The following is a 22,014-nucleotide window of genomic DNA, read 5'->3' as shown; positions in this document are numbered from 1 at the left end:
GGATAATGCGCACTTTGCCGTTGCACAGATCCAACCCTATGCGTCCGCAGGCCATCAGCACTCCCAAAACCGTCGCCTCGCAGCAGCGGCTTTGGCAACAGCTCGACATGCTCTGTGACCTGGGTCTGGGGCTTGCACCGGTCGCACCTGATGTTTGCGCGGTGTTGCGCGTACTCGTCGGTGCCGATGCCGCAGCACTTTTCTGGCTGGACGAAAACGGCCTTCCTGCCGGATTCCACCACGAGGACTCACCGGCATCCACGCAGGATCTTTTTCTCAACGAGTACCCGCGTCTGTTTAACGGGCCCGGGGAAACGAACGTGCTGGAACTTGCCAAGACCGACGGTCCTCGCGTCGGCCGACTCCTGGCTCCCGGGGCAAGGTACTTTCGGTCCAACAGCTACAACCTTCTGGTGCGCGCCAGCGGCCACCAACATACGCTGGATCTTCGCGTCGAGGTGGATGGCCGCGCACGAGCCATTGCGACTCTGTTTCTTGCACCTGGCCTCAGCTTTAGCGATGCCCAGGCCAGGATGCTGGAGCGCGCCTGCGTCAGTCTGTCACGGGCTTTTAAGCCCACCTCGCTCACCACCCGCTGGGAAACCGGGCGGTTCGGTGCCACAGGCCATATCCTGCTGGATGCTGCGGATCAGCGCCCCCTGCTGGTGGACGCGGTCGCCACCGAGCTGCTACGCCAGGCCAACCTGGCAGGACTTGGTGTGCGCGATGACTCGCGATCACGCTTGCCGCAAAAGTTGCCGCAGGATCTATTGCAGCGTTTGGGCCTGCCGCAGGATGGCACATCGCGCGTACCCGTTCCACACGGCTGGCTGGTGGCCAAAGCACACGAACTGAACTCTCTGGCAGGGGGACCGAGCCAGGTAATGCTGACGCTTCAACTGGAGCGGTCCCGCTGCATCGATATGGTGCGTCGCGTCCTTGCTTTGCAGCTCAGCCCATTGCAACGCGAAATTGCGCTATTGGCGGGTATCGGTCACGCGCGCAGCGAGTGCGTAGAGCGCACCGGCGTAGGCGCTGCGGCGCTCAAGAAGCATCTGCGGGCCATCTTCGAAGTCACCGGCGCCGCCGACTGGGAGAGCCTGGGCCAAATTCTGCAGCAGCACTAGCAGCAGTTGGGTGGCAACGCCATTCCCCCCTGGGGGACTGGTATGCGCCGCCACCGCCCCACACAATCGCGCTCCGTTGGGTGCACGCACGCACCCAATCTTATTCAACGGAGCCCCCATGAGAGATGCCGCATGGCCCCGTCAGGCGCGTGCTGAATCCCCCGCCCCCATCGTCGGCCATCCGACAAACAATGCCCCCGACCACATAGGCTCAGCGTTGGCGCCCGCAAACCGATCCCATGAAGCGATGGTCAACAGCCTCACGTTCGAACCCTTTCTGCATTTTCAGTTTCATTGTGACCCGCCCTTGCACGTGGAGATCAGCAGCCGCAGCCGCGCGCCGCTGTACATCGTAGGTAGTGAGGGTTGCCAGTTGCGCTGGGAGAACAACGCCCCGCTGGCCCTGAATGCGGGAGACGTGGTGTTTTTGCCGCACGCAGGGCGCCACCGCATCTATACCGATGAGCGTGCACCACTACAGCAATTTTCTGACCTGGTGGGCCAGGGTCTCAAGCGACGCGGCAAATCCTTTGACATCGTGATGGGACACGCGGCGAACGCACCACCATCGGCGGACGAGCGCTGGAGCGGTAGTTTCTACTGGCGCTCTGAGCTCTCTGCCCATCCGCTGATGGCCTCATTGCCGCCCATCCTTGTGTTGGCAAAAGCGGATGCGATGACCTGGCTGCCCACCATGACGCAGCTAGTCGCATGGATGGCCGATATTCGAGGGGGTGGCAATGGCGTCGGGCTAACGCACGTCATGAACTCACTCATGCAGCGGCTGGTGCTCGCGTGGTTGAACGATCCTGGGCGTGTGGTGCAGAGCCGGGCCAGCGACGTCAGCGCCCCCCGGGATGAGCGCCTTCTGGTCGCGCTGGAGAGCATTCATACCCGCTGCGCCCACCCATGGACGGCCAGCTCACTGGCCGCGCTGTGCCACATGAGCAGAACGCAGTTCACCCAGCGATTTCAGGCGCAGACGGGGCTTCCGCCCATGCGCTACCTGGCGCGATGGCGGCTTCACCTGGCAGAGCGCTTGCTCAAAGAGCAGCGCCTCACCTTGCAACAAGTTGCCGATGCCGTGGGGTATTCCACAGGCGCGATCCTCGCGCGCGCCTACAAGCGAGAGCACGGGGTCACGCCCGGGTCCGAAGCCCCCCCACCGAACAGCCGGCTGTGAAATTGCGCTGAACGGCTGTCGCCGCAGTGGCCTCTTTTCTAAAGAATTCACCACGGGCCCGTAGCGGGCCCATTTTGTTTTCTTTGGAAGGGATTTCGCATGACAGATACCGCACTGGCCGCGAATACGCCGCGCGTGCTGAGGGCCGCAGTCCTTTGGCTGGGATTGACCAGCGCGGCCATGGCCAACGCTGCAGGGTGGCAACCAGTGGCCAGCTTCGCCACGGCACGCTACGAGCACACCGCCACCGAGATGAATGACGGCCGCGTGCTCGTGGCCGGAGGGCGCAGTGGCAGCGCCACCAACGCGAGCACCCAGATCTATGACACTGGCACCGGCAAATGGGCCGCCGGGCCAGCACTGCCCAGTGGTGCTCGCTCTCGCCACACAGCAACGTTGCTGCGCAACGGCATGGTGTTGATTGCGGGAGGAAACAACGGAAACGTTTCGCAGACTTCGGCCGCAATCTTCGACTCACAGGTGGGTCAGTTCTCCACGGTGGACCCCATGGGTGTGGAACGTGAGTACCACACCGCCACGCTGCTCAAGGATGGACGCGTGTTTATAGTCGGCGGCCGAGGAAAATCTGGCGCTGAAGCGCGGCGATCGGCGGAGATCTATGACCCCGAGACGCGCAGCTGGGGCTCCATCGCACAAATGCCGGGCCAAGGCGCGCGCCAGCATACAGCCACGCTGCTGAATGACGGACGCGTGCTCGTGGTCGGAGGTATTGACAACGGCCAATCCTCCACCAAGGCGGTGGCTGCCTGGAACCCTTCGACCGACACCTGGGCCTCGGTGGCAGCGTTACCGTCACCTCGCTTTGATCACACAGCGACCCTGCTCCCCGATGGAAAGGTATTGCTGGTCGGCGGCAGCGACGCAAGCGGTGCACTTGCCAGCACCTTGCTGTACGACCCCGCCACTGACACGTGGACTCCCTCGGCAACGCTCAACGCCTCTCGCACACGACATACCGCAGCCCTGCTGCCCGATGGGCGGGTGCTGCTCAGCGGAGGCGAGGCGGGCGGGATACCCATCGACAAGGCTGAGATTTACAACCCACTATCGGGTTCGATCAACGTTTTTGCACCCATGACCACAGCGCGCAGCGGGCACAGCGCACTGGTACTGCACACGGGCAATGTGCTCGTGGTCGGCGGCCAGGGTGGTGCTGGGGCTCTCGACAGCGCTGAGTTGTTTAGCGCAGATACTCTGGCGCCCGCCACAACTGGCCCGTTGCCCGCGCTGCGGGCGTATCACAAAGCCACGGCACTGCCCGACGGCACCGTGCTCATCGCTGGTGGCCTTATCCCCAACGGCGGTTCCGCCCAGCCCTCTGCCACCACGCTGCGCTACCACATCGCCAGTGGACAATTTCAAGCGGCTGCATCGATGGCAAAGGCTCGGCAATACCACACCCAAACCCTGCTGACCGATGGCCGCGTATTGGTCGTGGGGGGCGCGTATTCGCTCAACGATGTCGAGCTGTACGACCCCATCTCCAATCAGTGGTCTGCTGCCCCTTCGCTGGTTCACGGACGGTATGTACACACGTCCACCTTGCTGCCAGGTGGCGACGTTCTTGTGGCGGGAGGGACCAACAACGGTAGCTTGGTGGAGGCGGAAATCTACAACGTTGCGACCAACAAATGGTTGTCTGCGGGGCCCATGTTAACGCCGCGCAATGGGCACACGGCTACGCTGCTGCGCGACGGGCGAGTCATGCTGGCGGGCGGAAACGCAGTGAACGGACAGGCTACCACCACGGTGGAGTTCTACACTCCGCGCACGGGAGCCTGGACAGCAGGCCCAAGTATGCAAGGTGCGAGGAGCCAGCACACGGCAACGCTACTATCAGACGGTCGGGTTTTGGTGGCAGGAGGCATGGCCAACTTCACCTACCTGAACAGCGCTGAAATATTTGACCCTGCGACGAACGCCTGGCAACCCACCAGCGACCTTCAGCAAAAGCGCGTTGTCCACACGGCAACACTCCTTACCGATGGCCGCGTTCTGGTCACCGGCGGTATGTACAGCGGGGCTGGCATAGGATCAGCAGAGGTTTACGACCCAGGTGCCGGAACCTGGCAGACTGCGGGCCCATTGCCCCAGGGGAGAAACCAACACACTGCGACCGTGCTGGCGAATGGCCAGGTACTGATTGCAGGCGGGCTGACCAATGGCGCAGCCACGGCACTGCTCTACGGTGGAAAGCTTGGTGTTTCGGATTCGCGTCGCCCGCGCATCACAACGGCTCCGGCACAGGTCGCGCATGGCTCATCGCTTCAACTGGGCGGACTGCGTTTTACCGGCGACAGCGAAGGCAGCGGCGGCGGCTTCAGCCAGTCTGCCTCCAATGTGCCCCTGGTACGCATGCAGCGCGTGGACAACGAGGAGGTCTATTGGATCGCCGCAGAGAACTCCAACGCCACCACCTTCACAGGGCAACCTATGCCGACAGGGGTCACTGCGGGTTGGTATCAGCTCACGCTGTTCGTCAACGGTATGGCATCCGATGCGGTCACCTTGCGCGTGCTGGCCGGGGGAGCGCCCAACGCGCCGACCAATGTCAACGCCACCCCTGGCGACGGCAGGGTTACGGTGTCCTGGCAACCACGCCTGGGGGGCACTCCGCCCACGTCGTACACGGTGACCGCCCAACCGGGCGGCGCCAGTTGCACCGTGCAAGCACCTGCCACCTCGTGCACCGTGACGGGCCTGACCAACGGCACGGCGTACACCTTCACGGTGACTGCCAACACCGCAGGCGGCAACGCATCAGCACCTCCGTCGGCCGCCGTCACGCCTGTACCCGGCGCGGTGGGTGGCGCGCAGAGCATCCCCACATTGTCTGAATGGGGTTTGATTCTGCTGTCTGTGCTGATGGCCGGTTTCGCGCTGCTTCAGAGACGCCACATACGCATTTGATGGATGGCTCGGCGCAGCTTTGACTGCGGCCAGCTCATGGATGCAAAAAACTGCTTCTAGCGCTCGCTCATCAAGCGTTAGTTGCTCACTTTTTTAGAACGCTACGAATCCGAGCCAACTTCGCAGCGGTGCATGCGGGGTGAACAACCAGCCGTTCGAACTACGGCAGTGTTTCCCCTTGTTTCACGGACCCAGACAACAGGACAACCATGTCAAACGACGCTTCAATCAGAACACTCTTCGCACCTCGGGCGCGCGCCATAGCAGCAGGCCTGCTCCTGGCGAGCACCCAGGCGCTTGCACTCGATTGCGCACCCGGCCAGTGGCTGGTGGAATACTTTCCCAACACCAACCTGTCCGGAGCTGCCGTGCTGACCCGGTGCGAACAAGGCCCCATCGACTACTACTGGATGACCAACAGCCCCGACGCGCGCCTGCCAGTAGACGCGTTCTCGGTCCGCTGGACGGCGAGCCTGCCGTTCGCCGCTGGAGCCGCCAAGTTCACCACCTTCACAGACGACGGAGTGCGCCTGTTCGTCGATGGGAAACGGGTCATCAACCACTGGGCTCGGCACAGCATCGCGATGGACACCGCATCCATGCGATTGACGGAGGGCCCTCACACCGTGCGCATGGAGTATTTTGAGGCCGGAGGCGAAGGCTTGGCGCAGCTCTTTATTGAAGGGTTAAAGCCCACCACAACACCCCCACCACCACCAGAACCCCCGCGCATCCGCGCATTCACTGCCCAGCCAGAAGCCATTGACATGGGGGGCAGCAGCATCTTGGCGTGGACCACCGAAAACACCGTCACATGCGCCGCCAATGGCGGCTGGACCGGCGAACAGGCCACCAACGGCGGCACCAACGTGCGGCCTGCCGCAACCACCACCTATGGCCTGAGTTGCCGCAATGCGGCGGGTACCACGGCCAGCGCATCCGCCACCGTCACAGTGCGCAAGACGCCGCCACCGCCCGTCACGATCAGCTTGACGGCCACGCCGCCCCGCATTACCGCAGGCCAGAACGCGCGCCTGGCCTGGCAGGCTAGCAACGCAGCCAGCTGCGCCGCGTCGGGCGGATGGAGCGGCGCGCGCGCCACCGAAGGCAGTGAGCTGGTAAGTCCCACCACAAACACCGCCTATACCCTGACCTGTACCGACAGCGCTGGCAAGAGCACCGTGGCCACAACGCAGGTGGAGGTAGAGGCCAGTAACCCGCTTCCCTCGGTCAGCGGGTTGAACGCGACAGTTTCCACACGCGGGGTAAACCTGGCTTGGGATCCGGTGGCCCGCAGCGGCAAATGGGTCAACGGCTACTACGCCGGTTGGTTCTGGGAGACCTATCCGCCGGAAGCCGTGGACATGAGCACGATGACGCACTTCGTTTTCGGGCGCTATGCACCAGCGCTCGGGTCCCTCCCGGGTGGACGGGCGGGTGATCTGCTCGAAGGTGCGGGCGGAGGGCACTCGCCAGAGGTTGAGAACGCGCTGATTGCCAAGGCCCATGCTGCAGGCGTAAAGACGGTGATGATGGTAGGTGGCGACAGCGACGGCCCCGGATTTTTAGCCGCCACCGCCGACCCCACGGTTCGTGCACGCTTCATCCAGAACATTCTGGACAAGGCCGTACAGAAGAACTACGACGGCGTGGACATCGACTGGGAAGAAAACCTGGAAACGGCCCCCGCACGCGCCCAGGCCCTGGCACTTCTGCGCGAATTGCGCGTCGCATCCGCGCAAAGGGCCCGATACCAGGTACCTAACGCGCCACTGGAACTGAGCTGGCCTGGGTTCTGGGTCAATCAGAACCAGTCCGACATCACGCCCTGGCACGTCGAAGTGGCCGCAGCAGTCGATCGCTTCAATTTGATGACTTACAGCATGACGGGCGACTGGGGCTGGCTGTCTTGGCACCACTCCCCGTTGTTCGGTGCAGGCGAACTGTATCCAACGTCGATTCAATCAACAGTTCAAGCCTACCTTGACGCAGGCGTGCCACGCTCCAAGCTGGGCATCGGCATCGGTTTGTATGGCGCCTACTACAACCATCCTGTCACCGGACCGCGCCAAAGCTTGAACGGCATGCAAGGCTGGATGAACAATGGCGATTGGGAAAATAACTACCAGCGCCTGGTTCAAGACAACGCCTTCGGCCGGACGGGCGCCATCTACCATTGGGATGACGTGGCAAAACAAGGCTACATCACTTACTCCCCGCCATGGAATCGCGGCCCCAACACGCCAGTGACCTACCTGAGCTTCGAAGACGAGCGCTCCATCGCGGCCAAAGGCCAGTGGGTGCGTGAGCAAGGCTTGGGCGGCACGCTGGTGTGGACCATCAACTACGGGTATTTGCCGCAATCCAGCAGCAATCCGCAGATGCAGGCGGTCAAACAGGCGTTCATCGCGTCCGGGGCTGCAGGCTATCGCGTGTACAGAGATGGCGTGCTGGTCGCCACCGTCACCGGAATCACCTTCGCAGACACCGCCGCTCCGCGCGGTCATCGGGGCTACCAGGTCAGCATGCTGGACGCGGCAGGCAACGAAGGCCCGCTGTCTGCGCCGGTGTTTGTGCAGGTCCCCTGAAGAGGAGCACAGGGTCGCGGCACCTCCGTCCCGCGTCAACCCTGCAGCCATGGAGTGCGGTGGGCGACGCCCCATCTGCCGCGCCAAGCCCCGAACGCTGGGGCGACGCAACGCGTTGGGGAAGCCGCTTTGGAGTAGCCCGGGCGAAGACGCGTGGGGGTGAGTGCAGCGCGCCCCGGTAAAATGCCGGGTTTCCCCCGAATCACCCACCCTGAACCCTCCCCCCATGGCCAACACCCAGCAATCCCAACAGATGGCAAATGCGATCCGCGCATTGGCCATGGACGCCGTTCAACAAGCCAACTCCGGCCACCCCGGCGCCCCCATGGGCATGGCCGACATGGCCGTGGCGCTGTGGAGCCGCCACCTCAAGCACAACCCTACCAACCCCCAGTGGTTTGACCGCGACCGGTTTGTGCTTTCCAACGGCCATGGCTCCATGCTGCTGTACGCGCTGCTGCACCTCACGGGCTACGACCTGCCGATTGGCGAGCTGAAGAACTTCCGCCAGCTGCACAGCAAGACGCCCGGCCACCCCGAAGTGGGCTACACCGCTGGCGTGGAAACCACCACCGGCCCGCTGGGCCAGGGCATTACCAACGCCGTGGGCTTTGCGCTGGCTGAAAAGCTGCTGGCCGCCGAGTTCAACCGCGAAGGCCACGCCGTGGTGGACCACCACACCTACGCCTTCCTGGGCGATGGCTGCCTGATGGAAGGTATCAGCCACGAAGCCGTGTCTCTGGCCGGCGCCTGGAAGCTCAACAAGCTGATCGCCCTGTACGACGACAACGGCATCAGCATCGACGGCCAGGTCGCGCCCTGGTTTGCCGACAACACCCCCCTGCGTTTTGTGGCCAGCGGCTGGAACGTGATCGGCCCCATCGACGGCCACGATGCTGACAAGGTGGCCGCAGCCATCGAAGAAGCCAAGAAGCAGACCGAGCGCCCCACCCTGATCGTGTGCAAGACGCACATCGGCAAGGGCAGCCCCAACCGCGCCAACACCGCCAAGGCCCACGGCGAACCGCTCGGCGCCGAAGAAATCGCGCTGACCCGCGAAGCCCTGGGCTGGGCCAGCGAACCCTTCGTGATCCCCGAAGACGTGTACGCCAGCTGGGACTGCAAGGCCAACGGCCAAGCTTTTGAGGCCGCCTGGAACGAGCGTTTTACCGCCTACACCGCCGCCTTCCCCGAGCTGGCTGCCGAGCTGACGCGCCGCATGAACGGCGACCTGCCCGCCAACTTTGCCCAGGTGGCCGTGGACACCGTGGTGGCCGCCCATACCAAGGGCGAAACCGTGGCCAGCCGCAAGGCCAGCCAGCTGGCGCTGGAAGCCTTCACCGCAGCCCTGCCCGAACTGCTGGGTGGCAGCGCCGACCTGACCGGCTCCAACCTCACCAACACCAAGAGCACGCCCAACCTGCGCTTTGACATGCAGGGCAACGTGGTCAAGACCGAAGCCGCGAATGGCGACAAGGTCGGTGGCCGCCACATCAACTACGGTGTGCGCGAATTCGGCATGGCCGCCATCATGAACGGCGTGGCGTTGCACGGTGGCTTCATCCCCTACGGCGGCACCTTCCTCACGTTCAGCGACTACAGCCGCAACGCCATCCGCATGGCCGCGCTGATGAAGCAGCGCGTGATCCACGTGTTCACGCACGACTCCATTGGTCTCGGTGAAGACGGCCCCACGCACCAGTCCATCGAGCACGTGGCCAGCCTGCGCCTGATTCCGAACCTCGACGTCTGGCGCCCCGGTGACACGGCCGAAACCGCCGTGGCCTGGAGTGTGGCCCTGTCCAACCGCAACAAGCCCACCGTTCTGGCCCTGTCGCGCCAGAACCTGCCCTACGCTCCCAAGCGCGACCTGGGCGACATCTCGCGCGGCGCCTATGTGCTGTCAGAACCCTCCGACGTGGGCATCAAGAAGAAGCCCGTGGCCGTGATCATCGCCACCGGGTCTGAAGTACAACTAGCCCTCAAGGCCCAGCGCCTGCTGGCCGACAAGAAGATCGGCGTGCGCGTGGTCTCCATGCCCAGCACGACCACCTTCGACCGCGAAGACGCCAAGTACAAGAGCAGCGTGCTGCCCGCCGGCGTGCCCCGCGTGGCCGTGGAAATGGGCGTGACCGACGGCTGGTGGAAATACGGCTGCGCCGCCGTGGTGGGCATCGACACCTACGGTGAATCGGCCCCCGCGCCGGTGCTGTTCAAGCACTTCGGCTTCACCGAAGAGAACGTGGCCGACGCAGTGCTGGTGGCCATCGGCGCGGCCCGCCTGAAGCCCGCCAAGAAGGCCCGCTAAAACTTCTCCTGCCCGCTGTGCCCCGCTGCCAGCGGGCGCGCGGCGGCAGATTCCCGATTTCGACTTTGCAACTTTGAAGAGGCTCCCTATGACGATCAAGATTGGTATCAACGGCTTCGGCCGCATCGGCCGCAACGTGCTGCGCTCGGCCATCCAGAACTTCAGCGACATCGAAGTCGTGGGCATCAACGACCTTCTGGAGCCCGAGTACCTCGCGTACATGCTGCAGTACGACTCGGTGCATGGCCGCTTCAAGGGCGAAGTCTCGGTCGAGGGCAACACCCTGGTCGTCAACGGCAAGAAGATCCGCCTGACGCAAGAGCGCGACCCCGCCAACCTGAAGTGGAACGAAGTCGGCGCCGACGTGGTGATCGAATCCACCGGCCTGTTCCTGGACAAGGTCACCGCGCAGAAGCACCTGGACGCTGGTGCCAAGAAGGTCATCCTGTCGGCCCCCTCCAAGGACGACACCCCCATGTTCGTGTTCGGCGTGAACCACGACACCTACGCGGGCCAGGCCATCATCTCCAACGCATCGTGCACCACCAACTGCCTGGCCCCCGTGGCCAAGGTGCTGAACGACAAGTGGGGCATCAAGCGCGGCCTGATGACCACCGTGCACGCAGCCACCGCCACGCAAAAGACCGTGGACGGCCCTTCGAACAAGGACTGGCGCGGCGGCCGCGGCATTCTGGAAAACATCATCCCCTCCAGCACCGGTGCTGCCAAGGCCGTGGGCGTGGTGATCCCTGCGCTGAACAAGAAGCTGACCGGCATGTCTTTCCGCGTACCCACCTCCGACGTGTCGGTGGTGGACCTGACGGTGGAGCTGGACAAGGCTGCCACCTACGAAGAAATCAAGGCCGAGATGAAGGCCCAGTCCGAAGGCGCGCTCAAGGGCGTGCTGGGCTACACCGAAGACAAGGTGGTGGCCACCGACTTCCGTGGCGACACCCGCACCTCGATCTTTGATGCCGACGCTGGCATTGCACTGGACGGCACCTTCGTGAAGGTCGTGAGCTGGTACGACAACGAATGGGGCTACTCGAACAAGTGCCTGGAAATGGTGCGCGTGGTATCCAAGTAAGTACGACTTGCGCAAAAGGGGATCAGGCGCCATGCTTGTCCCCGGAACGCAACGGCGGACTCAGGCCTGTTTGCGCAGGTCTTGAAAAGTTTTCCCTTTGAAGATGAAGAAGCGCTAGTAGCAACTACCCTGTTCAAGCCGGTCGCCTGCCAAGGCCACCGGCTTTTTTTTGCCCGCCCTCCGCGCATAGCAGGTACGGAGCACCTGGCATTCAACGGTCACCACTCCCAGGAGCTGCCGCTGCTGAGGCCGCCACAGCCAGCGGCGCAGGCCCCGGCACCTGCCCTGGAGCACTTGCGATGTGCACCGTGCGGGTGGGGAAAGCAAACTCCACGCCCATGGCCTTGAACTCGCGCAGCAGCCCGAGGTTGATGGACTGCTGCAGGTCCATGTACACGTTGAAGGCCGGGTCTTCGACGATATAGACCACCTCGTAGTCGAGCGAACTGGCGCCAAACGCCTTGAAATGCGCGCGGTCAAAACGCAGCTGCGGCTGGGCTTCGATGAGCTTGCGCACCACACCCGGAATGGCCTCAGCTTGCTCGGGGGTGGTGTCATAGGCCACGCCAAACGTGAACACGATGCGCCGCCGCTCCAGCATGCGAAAGTTGCTGATGGTCTGCTTGAGCAGGTCGGTGTTGGACATCACGATCTGCTCGCCCTGCAGGCTGCGGATGCGTGTGGTCTTGAGACCAATCACCTGCACCGTGCCCGACACATTGCCCACCACGATGAAGTCGCCCACCTCAAACGGCTTGTCCACCGCGATGGCGAGCGAGGCAAACAGGTCTCCCAAGATGTTTTGCACCGCCAGCGCCACCGCAATGCCGCCCACGCCCAGGCTGGCGATGAAGGCCGTGATGTTCACGCCCACATTCGACAAGATGGCCAGCAGCACCACGCTCCACAACAGCGTGCGCAGCCCCCAGGACATCAGCGTGGCCGAGGCACTGACCTGCGTCATGCCACTGGACGAGTGCCGCTCCACATAGCGGCGCACGCCAATGCCAATGGCACGCATGCCCCACAGGCCCATCTGCAGCGCCACGGCCACAAACCACAGCTGGCTCAGGCGGCTCTCCCAGCGGCCGGGCAGGTCCAGCAGGCTCGCGCCCACGAGCAGAGCCACCACCAGCATCAGTGTGCGGCTGGTGCCTTCCAGCACATCCACCATGGTCAGCGCCATGCCGCTGTGCGACTGCGTGGCCCACACCTTGGCGCGGCGGGTCAGCAGGTGCAGCACCACAAGGATGGCTGCATAGGTGGCCGTGGTGGCTGCCAGGGCCACGCACAGGCTCCACAACGGCACGCCGGCAAAGGTGGTCTCCTGGACCCAGGTCATAAAGGTGGATGGCTGCATGCGGGGACTCTCCTCTTCGTGGTGCAGTGACGGGATGGGGCGCGCGGGGGCGGGGCTGATACACGGGGTCACCCGTGACCTCGGCCATGCAGGGCGCTTCAGCCCCGCAATGGAGCGCTAAGGTGCGCAACGTCCTTGATCGAGACCCCGTGGAAGTCAGAGTTCCGCAGTTGATCAGACAACGGCCAATGCGCCGCTGGTCTGCCCCGTTTGCAAGTGTTCGTAAGACATGCCCCACAGCAATACAGAGGCAGGGCCTACGCCCCGGTACTGCGCGGGCCCCAACAATGCATCAACACCAGAGCACCGCTGGCTGCCCGCCCGAAATCTCGGTGCGGCACATCCCACAACCTCCACAGGAGTCCACCACACCATGCATTCATCCGCACTGATCCGCACCGCCACAGCGGCACTCGCACTGGGCGCACTGGCCGCCTGTTCCTCCACCCCCGCACCCACCGAGCAAATGGCCGTGAGCCGCACCACCGTGAACCGCGTTGCGGCTGCCCCGGCGGTGGCCACCAGCGCCCCCGTGCAGTTGCAACAAGCGCGCGAGAAGCTCATGCAGGCCGAAAAAGCCATGGCTGAAAAGGACTATGTGGCCGCGCGCCGCCTGGCCGCTGAGGCCGAGGTAGATGCCCGCGTGGCCGAAACCCGCGCCGACGCCGCCAGCAATGCCGCCAACCTGACGCAAGTGCAAGACGGCATCCGAGCGCTGCAAGAAGAAATCAACCGCCGATCGCCGCGCTAGGCCAGCGCCAGACGTTGGAGCCCTAGCGCCCAACCTGGACTCACGCCCAACACCGCTGGGGCCCCGCGATTGACCTCCCCCAAAATCTCAAGGAACACCTGACCATGCATCGCTTTTTTCACCGAACCACCGCCCTGTGCACCAGCCTGATTGCCGTAGGCCTGCTGGCCGCCTGCGCCAGCACCACCCCATTGCCCGCGCTGGAAGAGGCCCGTACCGCAGTGAGCACCGCTGCAGGAGACCCGGCCGTCAACCAGTACGCGCAGCTCGAACTGAAACAAGCCACCGACGCACTCGCCAAGGCCGACCGCGTGTGGGCCGATGACCGCGACACGTCCGAGACCAACCACTTGGCATACATCGCCCGCCAACGCGCCGAGATCGCCACCAATGCGGCCCGCGCGCGCCAGCTCGATGCCAACATCCAGCAAGCGGGCAGCGAAGCCGACCGCATCCGCCTGCAGGCCCGCACCCAAGAGGCTGACGCAGCCCGCCTGCGCGCCCAGCAAGCCCAACAACAGGCGATGAGCGCAGAGCAACGTGCAGCCCAACAGCAGGCCCAGGCCACGGCCGCCATGGCCCAGGCCAACGCCGCACAAGACCGTGTGCGCGCCCTCGAAGCACAACTGCGCGAACTCGAGGCCCAGCAAACCGAACGCGGCCTGCTGGTCACTCTGGGCGATGTGCTGTTTGCCTTCAACAAGGCCGAGCTCTCCGCCCAGGCCGGCCCGCGCCTGGACAAGCTGGCCAACTTCCTCAAACAGTTCCCGGACCGCAAACTGCTGATCGAGGGCTACACCGACAGCGTGGGTAGCGACAGCTACAACCAGGACCTGTCAGACCGCCGCGCCCAAGCCGTGCGCGACGCGCTAGTGCAGCGCGGCGTGGACACCAGCCGCATCACCGCACGCGGCTACGGCAAGGCCCACCCCGTGGCCGACAACGCATCGCCCGAAGGCCGTGCGATGAATCGCCGCGTGGAGATCGTGATCGCCGATGACAAGGGCAACCTGCGCGGGAGATAAAGTACCCCCCTGAGGCGCTGCGCGGCGGCCACTGGCTTGAGCCACGCCGGTTTCTGCGGCCTATATCAATAAACGCTTCAAAGACCGCGCCGCTTACGCCGCGCGGTCTTCAAACGTTTCGGTATCCACTTCGCGCGCGCTCTGGGCGTTGTAGCGATTGCCCACCACCGTGCGCTCATTGATCAGCGCGCCCAGACGCTCCATGGTGGCCGCATCCAGTCGCACGTTCACGGCACCCAGGTCGTCGTGCAGATGCTCCACATTCGTGGTTCCTGGGATGGGGATGATGTGCTCACCTTGGTGCAGCAGCCACGCCAGGGCCAGCTGGGCGGGCGTGCAGCCCACATCGCGTGCAATCGCCTGGTAGCCATCGAGCAGCTTCAGGTTGGCCGCATACGCCTCGGGTGCAAAACGCGGCATGGCACGGCGGATGTCCTTGGCGTCCAGCGTGCTCACATCGGTCAAGCCGCCACACAAGAAACCCCGCGCCACCGGGCTGAACGCCACAAAGGCCACGCCCAGCTCGCGGCAGGCGTCCAGCACGGCAATCTCGGGGTTGCGCGTCCACAGCGAATACTCGGTCTGCACCGCCGTGATCGGGAACTCGGCATGCGCGCGGCGCAGCGTGGCAGCAGACACCTCGGAGAGACCCACAGTGCGAATGTACCCGCGCCGCACCAGCTCGCCCAGTGCGCCCACGCTTTCCTCAATCGGCACGCTTTTGTCCCAGCGGTGCAGGTAATACAGGTCGATCACATCGGTCTGCAGGCGGCGTAGGCTGTCTTCGCAAGTCTTTCGCAGCGTATCGGGCCGCCCGTCGATCACGCGCACCAGCTTGCCGTCACCCGCCACATCCACGCCCTGCATGCCGCATTTGCTGGCCAGCGTGAAGCGGCTGCGGTGCTGCTTCAACACACGGCCCACCAGGTTTTCGTTGGCTCCAAAGCCATAGAGCGTGGCGGTGTCGAACAGCGTCACGCCCGCATCAAGTGCAGCCAGCAGCACGCGCTCGCCCTGCTCGGCAGACACCGGCGCGCCATAGGCGTGCGACAGGTTCATGCAGCCCAGGCCGATGGCCGAGACGGAGAAAGGTCCAAGGTTTCTTTGTTGCATGCCGCGAGCTTACGGCAAGCGCGGCAACCCAGCGGGTGGCTCGGGCTTGGGTGCGGGGCCTAAGATTTTGCGGCCGATGGCCGCTTGGCCCACAGCTCAATGCGCTCACCCGCAGCGCAGGCGGCCACCAACTCCGCAAACCGTGCCTCGCGGGTCGCATCGCGCTTGGCGGATGCGACCCAGTGCAGCATGCTCTTGCGATAGCTGGGTGGCGTGGACTCCTGAAAGAACCGCCACGCGGCCTTGTTGCGCTGGAAGGCGCGCTGCAGCGACGCCGGCAGCTCGACCACTGCCGCCTGCTCGTGGGAATAGATGGCCGACTTGTGCGCCTTGCGGTGGGCAAAGGCCGCGAGCCCCGCGGGCGTCATGCGGCCCGCCGCCTGCAACTGCTCCACCTTGGCGATGTTGACAGCGCTCCAGATGGACGACGGCTTGCGCGGGGTGAAGCGGATCGAATACGTGTGCTCGTCAATGCGCCGCCGGATGCCATCGATCCAGCCAAAGCACAGGGCTTCGTCCACCGACTCCGACCATCCCATGCTGGGGCGGCCCGAACCCACCTTGTGAAAGCCCACCAGCAACTCCGGCGCGCTGTCTGCATGGTGCTCCAGCCACTGGCGGAACGCCTTCGGGGTGGCAAAGAAGGTGGGGGTGGTCTGGGAGGCCATTGTGCTGCGAACGTCTTTTTGTGAAGGCGGGCGGCTGGCAATTGCTGTTGTGCGGGTGCGTCGGCTAGGCCGCCACGCCTTCGTGCGCCAGCTCGGCGCATGGCCCCAGGGGCAACACGCACAGTGCCACGCCGTCGAGCGTGAGCACCAAACCCAGTTGCCCGCCTACCTGCACCACACCACCCGCCGTGGCCCGTGGGCGTCGGGCTTTGTGGTGCAACGGGAGCACGGCATGCACCGCACCATGTATGGCCAATGCACTGACCGGCGGCTGGCGCAGCAGGGCCCACAGGCCCTGTGCGTCCCGCGATTGCAGCGACTGCAGGTACAGGCGCAGCACCGCAGGGTCGGCGTCCTTGGATTCATCGCGCCCATCACCACGGCGGGCCTCCTCTTCGGCCCGCCGCAGGCGTTGCAACGCGCGGCGTAATTGCTGGCGGCTGGCCGCCCCCGTCCGGCCGGTGGCCTGCGCCAGCTCGGCGTGGCTGGCATCGAACACAGCATGCAGCAGCACCGCAGCCCCCTCCACGGGCGTCACGCACGCCGCCAGCCGCCGCAACGCCAGCGTGGCTTGCTGCGCCAGCGCGGCATCGGCCTCTGCCGAAGGCGCGACCGAAACGAGGGCATCCCCTTGCGCTGCCTGGATGGTCTCTGCCGCCCACTGCGCCATCCACTGACGGCGACGCAGTCGATCAATGGCCAGGTTGCGCACCACCGTCAGCAGCCACGCCTGGGCCGCATTGAGCGCCGGGGCGTTGGCCTCCAGCGCACGCACATAGGCGTCCTGCACGGCGTCCTCGGCCTCGACCGGGCCCAGCAGGCGCGTTGCGGCACGCAGCAAGGTGCTGCGGCTGGCGTTCACCAGCGCCATCAGGTGTTCATCGTTCTGCATCGGGGCATGGTGCCACAGGCTGAAGCCGGCCACACATCGGCAGACAATGGCTCGCAGGCTGTTGTCACTACCTCCGTCACATGGGTTGGCGGCGTTCAACAGCCCGCAACGCGAGAGGGCCGCCAGTCAACTTTCCCTGCGCCTTGCCGATAACCAGGGATGCAAATTGCCAGCACCACCTCCACCACCGGCCCGGTCTCTTCCTCCAGTGGCAGCAGCGACATCGCCAAGCTGCAAAAGCAGCTGCGCGAGCTGACCGAGCAGCTCAAGGGCTTGGCCAGCTCCGACATGGATGCCAAGGCCAAGCAACAGAAGGCCAAGTTGCTGCAGGCCCAGATTCAGATGGTGCAGGCCCAGATCACGGCGATACAGCGCGCGCAACAGCAAGAGCAGCAACGGGCCCAGGCGGCGAAGGCCGAAGGCGCGGCGGCCAGTGCCGCGCAGCAGCAGAAGGCCCAATCGGTAAAGAATCCACCTGCTGGGCTGGGCAACAACGTCGATACCTACGCCTGAAAAGAACGGCTTTCTGAACGGGTGGCCTCTGCCTGCGGCCCCCGCCCCGGCATACACCAGCGCCGCATTCGCCTGCGGCGTCCGCGACAAGCTCCGCCCGCCATTGCATGGACAATCTCGGTATGTCTGGCGCACCTACTACCACTTCACATCCCTCTTCCGCCCACCCCGTCTTGATCGCCGGTGGTGGCATTGGTGGCATGGCCACTGCCCTGACCCTGCACCAGATCGGCGTGCCCTGCATCGTCTTTGAATCAGTGCCCGAGCTGCAGCCGCTGGGCGTGGGCATCAACCTGCAGCCCAATGCCGTACGAGAACTGCACGACCTGGGGTTTGGCAACGAAGTGCTGGACACCATTGGCCTGCAGGCGCGCGAATGGGCCCTGGTGGGCCGCAACGGGAACGAGGTGTACGCCGAGCCACGCGGCCTGCAGGCGGGCTACCACTGGCCGCAGTATTCGGTGCACCGGGGGCAGCTGCAGATGATGCTGTTCAACGCCGTGCGAGAACGCCTGGGTGACGATGCTGTGCAATTGGGACAGCGGGTGGTGGGCTACCGGCAAGATGCCGACGGTGTGACGGCGATCATCGAGACACGCGATGGTGAACGCCGGGAAGTGGACGGATCGCTGCTGATCGCCGCCGATGGCCTGCACTCGGCCGTGCGGGCGCAGATGCACCCCGCGCAGCCGCCCATCCAGTGGGGCGGTGCCATCATGTGGCGCGGCACCACGCCGGGGGTGCCTGTGCGAACGGGCGCTTCGTTTGTGGGCGTGGGCTCGCTGCGGCACCGTGTGGTGTTCTACCCCATCACACCGCCCGACCCGGCCACGGGCTTGGCCACCATCAACTGGATCGCCGAGATCACGGTGGACAACCAGGGCGGCTGGCAGCAGGGCGACTGGAACCGGCGTGTGGCGCTGGAGGAATTCGCTCACCACTTTGACGGCTGGAACTACAGCTGGCTGGACGTGCCCGCGATGCTGCGGGGTGCGAAGGACATTTTTGAATACCCCATGATCGACCGCGACCCCGTGCCCACCTGGGTGGACGGCCGCGTGGCGCTGCTGGGCGACGCGGCGCATGTGATGTACCCCGTGGGCTCCAACGGCGCCAGCCAGGCCATCGTGGATGCGCGCGTGCTGGGCGCACAGCTGATTGCGCAGGGCGTGGGCCCGCAGGCGCTGCGTGCCTATGACGACCAGCTGTGCAAGGACATCTCGGCGCTGGTGCTGCGCAACCGGGGCTCCGGCCCCTTTGGCCTGCTGGGGCTGGTGGACGAACGCTGCGGCGGGGTGTTCGACCACATCGACGACGTGCTGCCGCGCGAAGAGCGCGAAGGCTTCATGGCGCGCTACAAGGCGGCGGCGGGGTTTGCGATCGAGACGCTGAATGCGGCGCCGCCCACCATCGTGCCGGGGCAGCGCGTGGCCGCAGGCTGAGGGGTGTCACGCCCGGCGTGTCTCGTTCGTCATGGCAGTCCTGTCACTCTTTTCAAGGACCTGCCCCCATGGACACGCCAGACACCAACACCCCATCCTCCACCCAAGGCGCCGAGCCGCGCACGTCGTACTTGGAAGAAAAGGCCTTCAAGGCCCGCACCCTGCTGGTCTTCGGCACCATCACCGACACCCTGGCCGCCGATGTGGCGCGGCGGCTGATTGCGCTGGATGCAGACAGCGCCGAGCCCATCGACATGCTGGTGAGTTCGCCCGGTGGGCACCTGGAGTCGGGTGACACGATGCATGACCTGGTGCGCTTCATCACCGCGCCGGTGAACATGATCGGCACCGGCTGGGTGGGCAGCGCGGCCACGCACCTGTACTTGGCCGCGCCGCGCGAGCGGCGGTTCTGCCTGCCCAACACGCGCTTTTTGATCCACCAGCCCAGCGGCGGCGCAGGTGGCCCGGCCAGCGACATTGCCATCCAGGCGCGGGAGATCGTGAAAGCCCGCCAGCGCATTGCGCGCACCATCGCCCGGCAGACGGGCAAGCCGCTGGAGGTGGTGCTGGCCGACATCGAACGCGACCACTGGCTGTCGGCCGAAGAGGCGGTGGACTACGGCCTGGTCTCGCGCATCATCGAGAACAAGGCCGCGTTGAGGGCGTGACGCTGCCCCATCGAATTGCTATCAAAACAATAGCTTATAGCGCTTGATACACAGGCGGTAGCGGCCGGTTTCTCTTGAAATCAGCCTGCGTTGAGCTGCTGCTCCAGGTTGTGCAGCACCTGGTAGCACGGCAGCACCTGCGCCACGCTGGCGTTGGGCTCGCGGCCTTCTTTGATGGCGGCGAAGAACTCGCGGTCCTGCAGCTCGATGCCGTTCATCGACACGTCCACCTTCGACACATCGATCTTCTCTTCCTTGCCGTTCACCAGGTCGTCGTAGCGGGCGATGTAAGTCGCGGTGTCGCCGATGTAGCGGAAGAAGGTGCCCAACGGGCCGTCGTTGTTGAAGCTGAGCGACAGCGTGCAGATGGCGCCATTGGCGGCCTGGAGCTGGATGCTCATGTCCATGGCAATGCCCAGGTCCTTGTGGATGGGGCCCTGGATGGCGTTGGCCTTCACGATGGGGCTGCCCGCCTGGTAGGCGAACAGGTCCACGGTGTGCGCAGCGTGGTGCCACAGCAGGTGGTCCGTCCAGCTGCGCGCCTGGCCCAGCGCGTTCATGTTGGTGCGGCGGAAGAAGTAGGTCTGCACATCCATCTGCTGGATGTTGAACTCGCCCGCCGTGATCTTTTTGTGCACGTACTGGTGGCTGGGGTTGAAGCGGCGGGTGTGGCCGCACATGGCCACCAGGCCGGTCTGCTTTTGCAGGGCGACGACCTTCTCGCCATCGGCCAGGATGTCGCACAGCGGAATCTCGACCTGCACGTGCTTGCCCGCTTCCAGGCAGGCAATGGACTGGCTGGCGTGCATCTGCGTGGGCGTGCACAGGATCACGGCATCCACTTCCTTGATGGCCAGGCTGTCCTTCAGCTCGGTGGTGACATGCTTGATGCCGTACTTGTCGGCCACTTCCTGGGTCTTGGCCAGGTCGCGGCTGATGAGGGAGACGACTTCGACGCCGTCAATGTTTTGGATGCCGTCCAGGTGCTTGATGCCGAAGGCTCCAGCGCCTGCGAGTGCGACTTTGATGGTCATGGTGTGTGTCCTTTTACGTGTTCTCAAGAATCAGATGGCCCACGGCGGTGTTGGACGCTGGCACATGGTAGAAGCGGTGCGCCAGCTTCGGGGGCTTGCCTCCGGCCACGTCGGCCATCGCGCCACGGGCGATGAGCCACATCACCAGCTCGATGCCTTCGCTGCCCGCCTCGCGCACATAGTCGATGTGCGGGATGCTGGCAGCGGCCTCGGGGTCGTTGATGAGCTTGTCGAGGAAGGCGTTGTCAAATTCTTTGTTGATGAGGCCTGCGCGCGGGCCCTGCAGCTGGTGGCTCATGCCACCCGTGCCCCAGATGTGCACGTTGATGTCTTCGTCGTAGCTCTCCACGGCCTTGCGGATCGCCTGGCCCAGGTTGTAGCAGCGGCGGCCGCTGGGCACGGGGTACTGCACCACGTTCACGGCGAACGGAATCACCGGGCAGGGCCAAGCGCCCTTCACGGGGTCTTGTTCGCCAAACATCAGCGACAGGGGCACGGTCAAGCCGTGGTCCACGGCCATCTTGTTGACGATGGTGAGGTCAAAGTCCTGCTGGATGACCGACTGCGCAATGTGCGCGGCCAGGTCAGGATGACCAATGACCTTGGGCACGGGGCGCGGGCCAAAACCTTCATCGGCCACTTCGTAGTCGGCAGCGGTGCCGATGGCGAACGTGGGGATCAGGTCCAGGCTGAAGGCCGTGGCGTGGTCGTTGTAGACCAGGAAGATCACGTCGGGCTTGTTGTCCTTGATCCACTGCTTGCCAAAGTCATAGCCCGCGAACACGGGCTTCCAGTAGTCCTCGTGGGTCTTGCCCAGGTCCATAGCCGCGCCAATGGCTGGCACATGCGATGTGAACACGGAGGCGGTGATTTTGGCCATCGTCAAATTCCTTTCTTGCCCGCGCTACCTTGCGGCTGGCGGTGGGCCTGAGCGTCGCCATCTTCGCCCACGTAGCGGTTGCCTTCGGCGCTGCGGCCGCCGTTGATCATCATGTTGCGGTATTCCTCTTCGGTCATGCCGGTCATGCTGCCCGCCATCTGCTGAAAGCTCTTGCCGTCGGTCGAGCCGATCTTGGCCAGGAAGTAGATGTTGCCGCCCAGGCGAATGCACCAGTTCAGGTCACGTGCCAGCACGGCCTGCTTCTGCTCTTCGGTCATCGCCCATTCGTCCAGGTAGGCACGTTCGTTGGCCTTGAAGCGGACGCGGTTCTCGGCCTTCATCAGGCTCATGCAGAACTGGTTGAGCCAGTAGCCTTTGCGGCTTTGCTCCGCATCAAAGATGGTCGTGCCGGGCACGTCCAGGTAGGGTTTATCGAGCGACATG

The 22,014-nt window shown here is 64.5% G+C and carries 18 protein-coding genes; 11 read left to right on the top strand and 7 right to left on the bottom strand.

The window, feature by feature from the left end; translation table 11 throughout:
• Nucleotides 1-38 precede the first annotated feature (38 nt).
• From LPA35_RS13130 to gap, 6 genes are all read left to right on the top strand, one after another.
• The gene (locus LPA35_RS13130) at nt 39-1,127 is read left to right on the top strand and encodes a hypothetical protein (protein WP_228897271.1); all 1,089 of its coding nucleotides are present in this window, start codon (nt 39-41) and stop codon (nt 1,125-1,127) included.
• A gap of 247 nt (nt 1,128-1,374) precedes the next feature.
• Nucleotides 1,375-2,310 (top strand): AraC family transcriptional regulator, encoded by a 936-nt coding sequence (locus LPA35_RS13125; protein ID WP_228897270.1) that lies wholly within the window; start codon nt 1,375-1,377, stop codon nt 2,308-2,310.
• Nucleotides 2,311-2,409: 99 nt separating this feature from the next.
• On the top strand, nt 2,410-5,241 hold the full coding sequence (locus LPA35_RS13120; protein WP_228897269.1) for an IPTL-CTERM sorting domain-containing protein: 2,832 nt from the start codon (nt 2,410-2,412) through the stop codon (nt 5,239-5,241).
• Between the two features lie 209 nt (nt 5,242-5,450).
• Nucleotides 5,451-7,829, top strand: a complete 2,379-nt coding sequence (locus LPA35_RS13115) for a glycosyl hydrolase family 18 protein (RefSeq protein WP_228897268.1) — start codon at nt 5,451-5,453, stop codon at nt 7,827-7,829.
• Between the two features lie 226 nt (nt 7,830-8,055).
• Nucleotides 8,056-10,137, top strand: a complete 2,082-nt coding sequence (gene tkt, locus LPA35_RS13110) for a transketolase (protein WP_121508273.1) — start codon at nt 8,056-8,058, stop codon at nt 10,135-10,137.
• Nucleotides 10,138-10,225: 88 nt separating this feature from the next.
• Complete coding sequence (gene gap / locus LPA35_RS13105) at nt 10,226-11,224, top strand: type I glyceraldehyde-3-phosphate dehydrogenase (RefSeq protein ID WP_055398466.1); 999 nt, start codon at nt 10,226-10,228, stop codon at nt 11,222-11,224.
• Nucleotides 11,225-11,435: 211 nt separating this feature from the next.
• On the opposite strand, the gene LPA35_RS13100 is transcribed toward gap, so the two are convergent.
• Nucleotides 11,436-12,584, bottom strand: a complete 1,149-nt coding sequence (locus tag LPA35_RS13100) for a mechanosensitive ion channel family protein (RefSeq protein ID WP_228897267.1) — start codon at nt 12,582-12,584, stop codon at nt 11,436-11,438.
• Between the two features lie 373 nt (nt 12,585-12,957).
• Between LPA35_RS13100 and LPA35_RS13095 the strand changes: the two genes are divergently transcribed.
• Complete coding sequence (locus LPA35_RS13095) at nt 12,958-13,335, top strand: DUF4398 domain-containing protein (protein ID WP_055398468.1); 378 nt, start codon at nt 12,958-12,960, stop codon at nt 13,333-13,335.
• A 104-nt stretch (nt 13,336-13,439) separates the two neighbouring features.
• Nucleotides 13,440-14,360 carry an OmpA family protein gene (locus tag LPA35_RS13090; protein WP_228897266.1) on the top strand — a complete coding sequence of 307 codons (921 nt, stop codon included), beginning with the start codon at nt 13,440-13,442 and terminating at the stop codon, nt 14,358-14,360.
• 93 nt (nt 14,361-14,453) lie between these two features.
• Here LPA35_RS13090 and LPA35_RS13085 read toward each other — a convergent pair whose 3' ends face one another.
• The 3 genes from LPA35_RS13085 to LPA35_RS13075 all read right to left on the bottom strand — a co-directional run bounded on the left by LPA35_RS13085 (nt 14,454) and on the right by LPA35_RS13075 (nt 17,033).
• Nucleotides 14,454-15,473: an aldo/keto reductase gene (locus LPA35_RS13085; RefSeq protein ID WP_228897265.1), complete on the bottom strand. Its 1,020-nt coding sequence runs from the start codon at nt 15,471-15,473 to the stop codon at nt 14,454-14,456.
• A 59-nt stretch (nt 15,474-15,532) separates the two neighbouring features.
• Nucleotides 15,533-16,141, bottom strand: coding sequence for a YdeI family protein (locus tag LPA35_RS13080; protein ID WP_228897264.1), 609 nt, complete (start codon nt 16,139-16,141; stop codon nt 15,533-15,535).
• A 64-nt stretch (nt 16,142-16,205) separates the two neighbouring features.
• Nucleotides 16,206-17,033, bottom strand: coding sequence for a sigma-70 family RNA polymerase sigma factor (locus LPA35_RS13075; protein ID WP_228897263.1), 828 nt, complete (start codon nt 17,031-17,033; stop codon nt 16,206-16,208).
• Nucleotides 17,034-17,192: 159 nt separating this feature from the next.
• Here LPA35_RS13075 and LPA35_RS13070 point away from each other — a divergent pair, with 159 nt between their 5' ends.
• The 3 genes from LPA35_RS13070 to LPA35_RS13060 all read left to right on the top strand — a co-directional run bounded on the left by LPA35_RS13070 (nt 17,193) and on the right by LPA35_RS13060 (nt 19,656).
• Nucleotides 17,193-17,546: a FlxA-like family protein gene (locus tag LPA35_RS13070; RefSeq protein ID WP_218300933.1), complete on the top strand. Its 354-nt coding sequence runs from the start codon at nt 17,193-17,195 to the stop codon at nt 17,544-17,546.
• Nucleotides 17,547-17,668: 122 nt separating this feature from the next.
• Nucleotides 17,669-18,988 carry a flavin-dependent oxidoreductase gene (locus tag LPA35_RS13065; RefSeq protein ID WP_228897262.1) on the top strand — a complete coding sequence of 440 codons (1,320 nt, stop codon included), beginning with the start codon at nt 17,669-17,671 and terminating at the stop codon, nt 18,986-18,988.
• 68 nt (nt 18,989-19,056) lie between these two features.
• Nucleotides 19,057-19,656 (top strand): ATP-dependent Clp protease proteolytic subunit, encoded by a 600-nt coding sequence (locus LPA35_RS13060; RefSeq protein WP_228897261.1) that lies wholly within the window; start codon nt 19,057-19,059, stop codon nt 19,654-19,656.
• Between the two features lie 80 nt (nt 19,657-19,736).
• Here LPA35_RS13060 and LPA35_RS13055 read toward each other — a convergent pair whose 3' ends face one another.
• The 3 genes from LPA35_RS13055 to ligA are packed head-to-tail and all read right to left on the bottom strand — an operon-like array spanning nt 19,737 to nt 22,013.
• Complete coding sequence (locus LPA35_RS13055) at nt 19,737-20,690, bottom strand: Gfo/Idh/MocA family oxidoreductase (RefSeq protein WP_228897260.1); 954 nt, start codon at nt 20,688-20,690, stop codon at nt 19,737-19,739.
• A gap of 13 nt (nt 20,691-20,703) precedes the next feature.
• A complete protein-coding gene (locus LPA35_RS13050; RefSeq protein ID WP_228897259.1) occupies nt 20,704-21,570 on the bottom strand; it encodes a class III extradiol dioxygenase subunit beta in 867 nt (288 codons plus the stop codon).
• A gap of 2 nt (nt 21,571-21,572) precedes the next feature.
• On the bottom strand, nt 21,573-22,013 hold the full coding sequence (ligA, locus tag LPA35_RS13045) for a protocatechuate 4,5-dioxygenase subunit alpha (protein ID WP_055398479.1): 441 nt from the start codon (nt 22,011-22,013) through the stop codon (nt 21,573-21,575).
• Nucleotide 22,014: the final 1 nt, after the last annotated feature.

Origin of the sequence: Acidovorax sp. Leaf73, assembly GCF_916855635.1 — a bacterium.
GTDB lineage: Bacteria > Pseudomonadota > Gammaproteobacteria > Burkholderiales > Burkholderiaceae_C > Acidovorax > Acidovorax facilis.
Note: the sequence above shows the minus strand (reverse complement) of the source record. Positions and strands in the feature narration are given on the sequence as shown.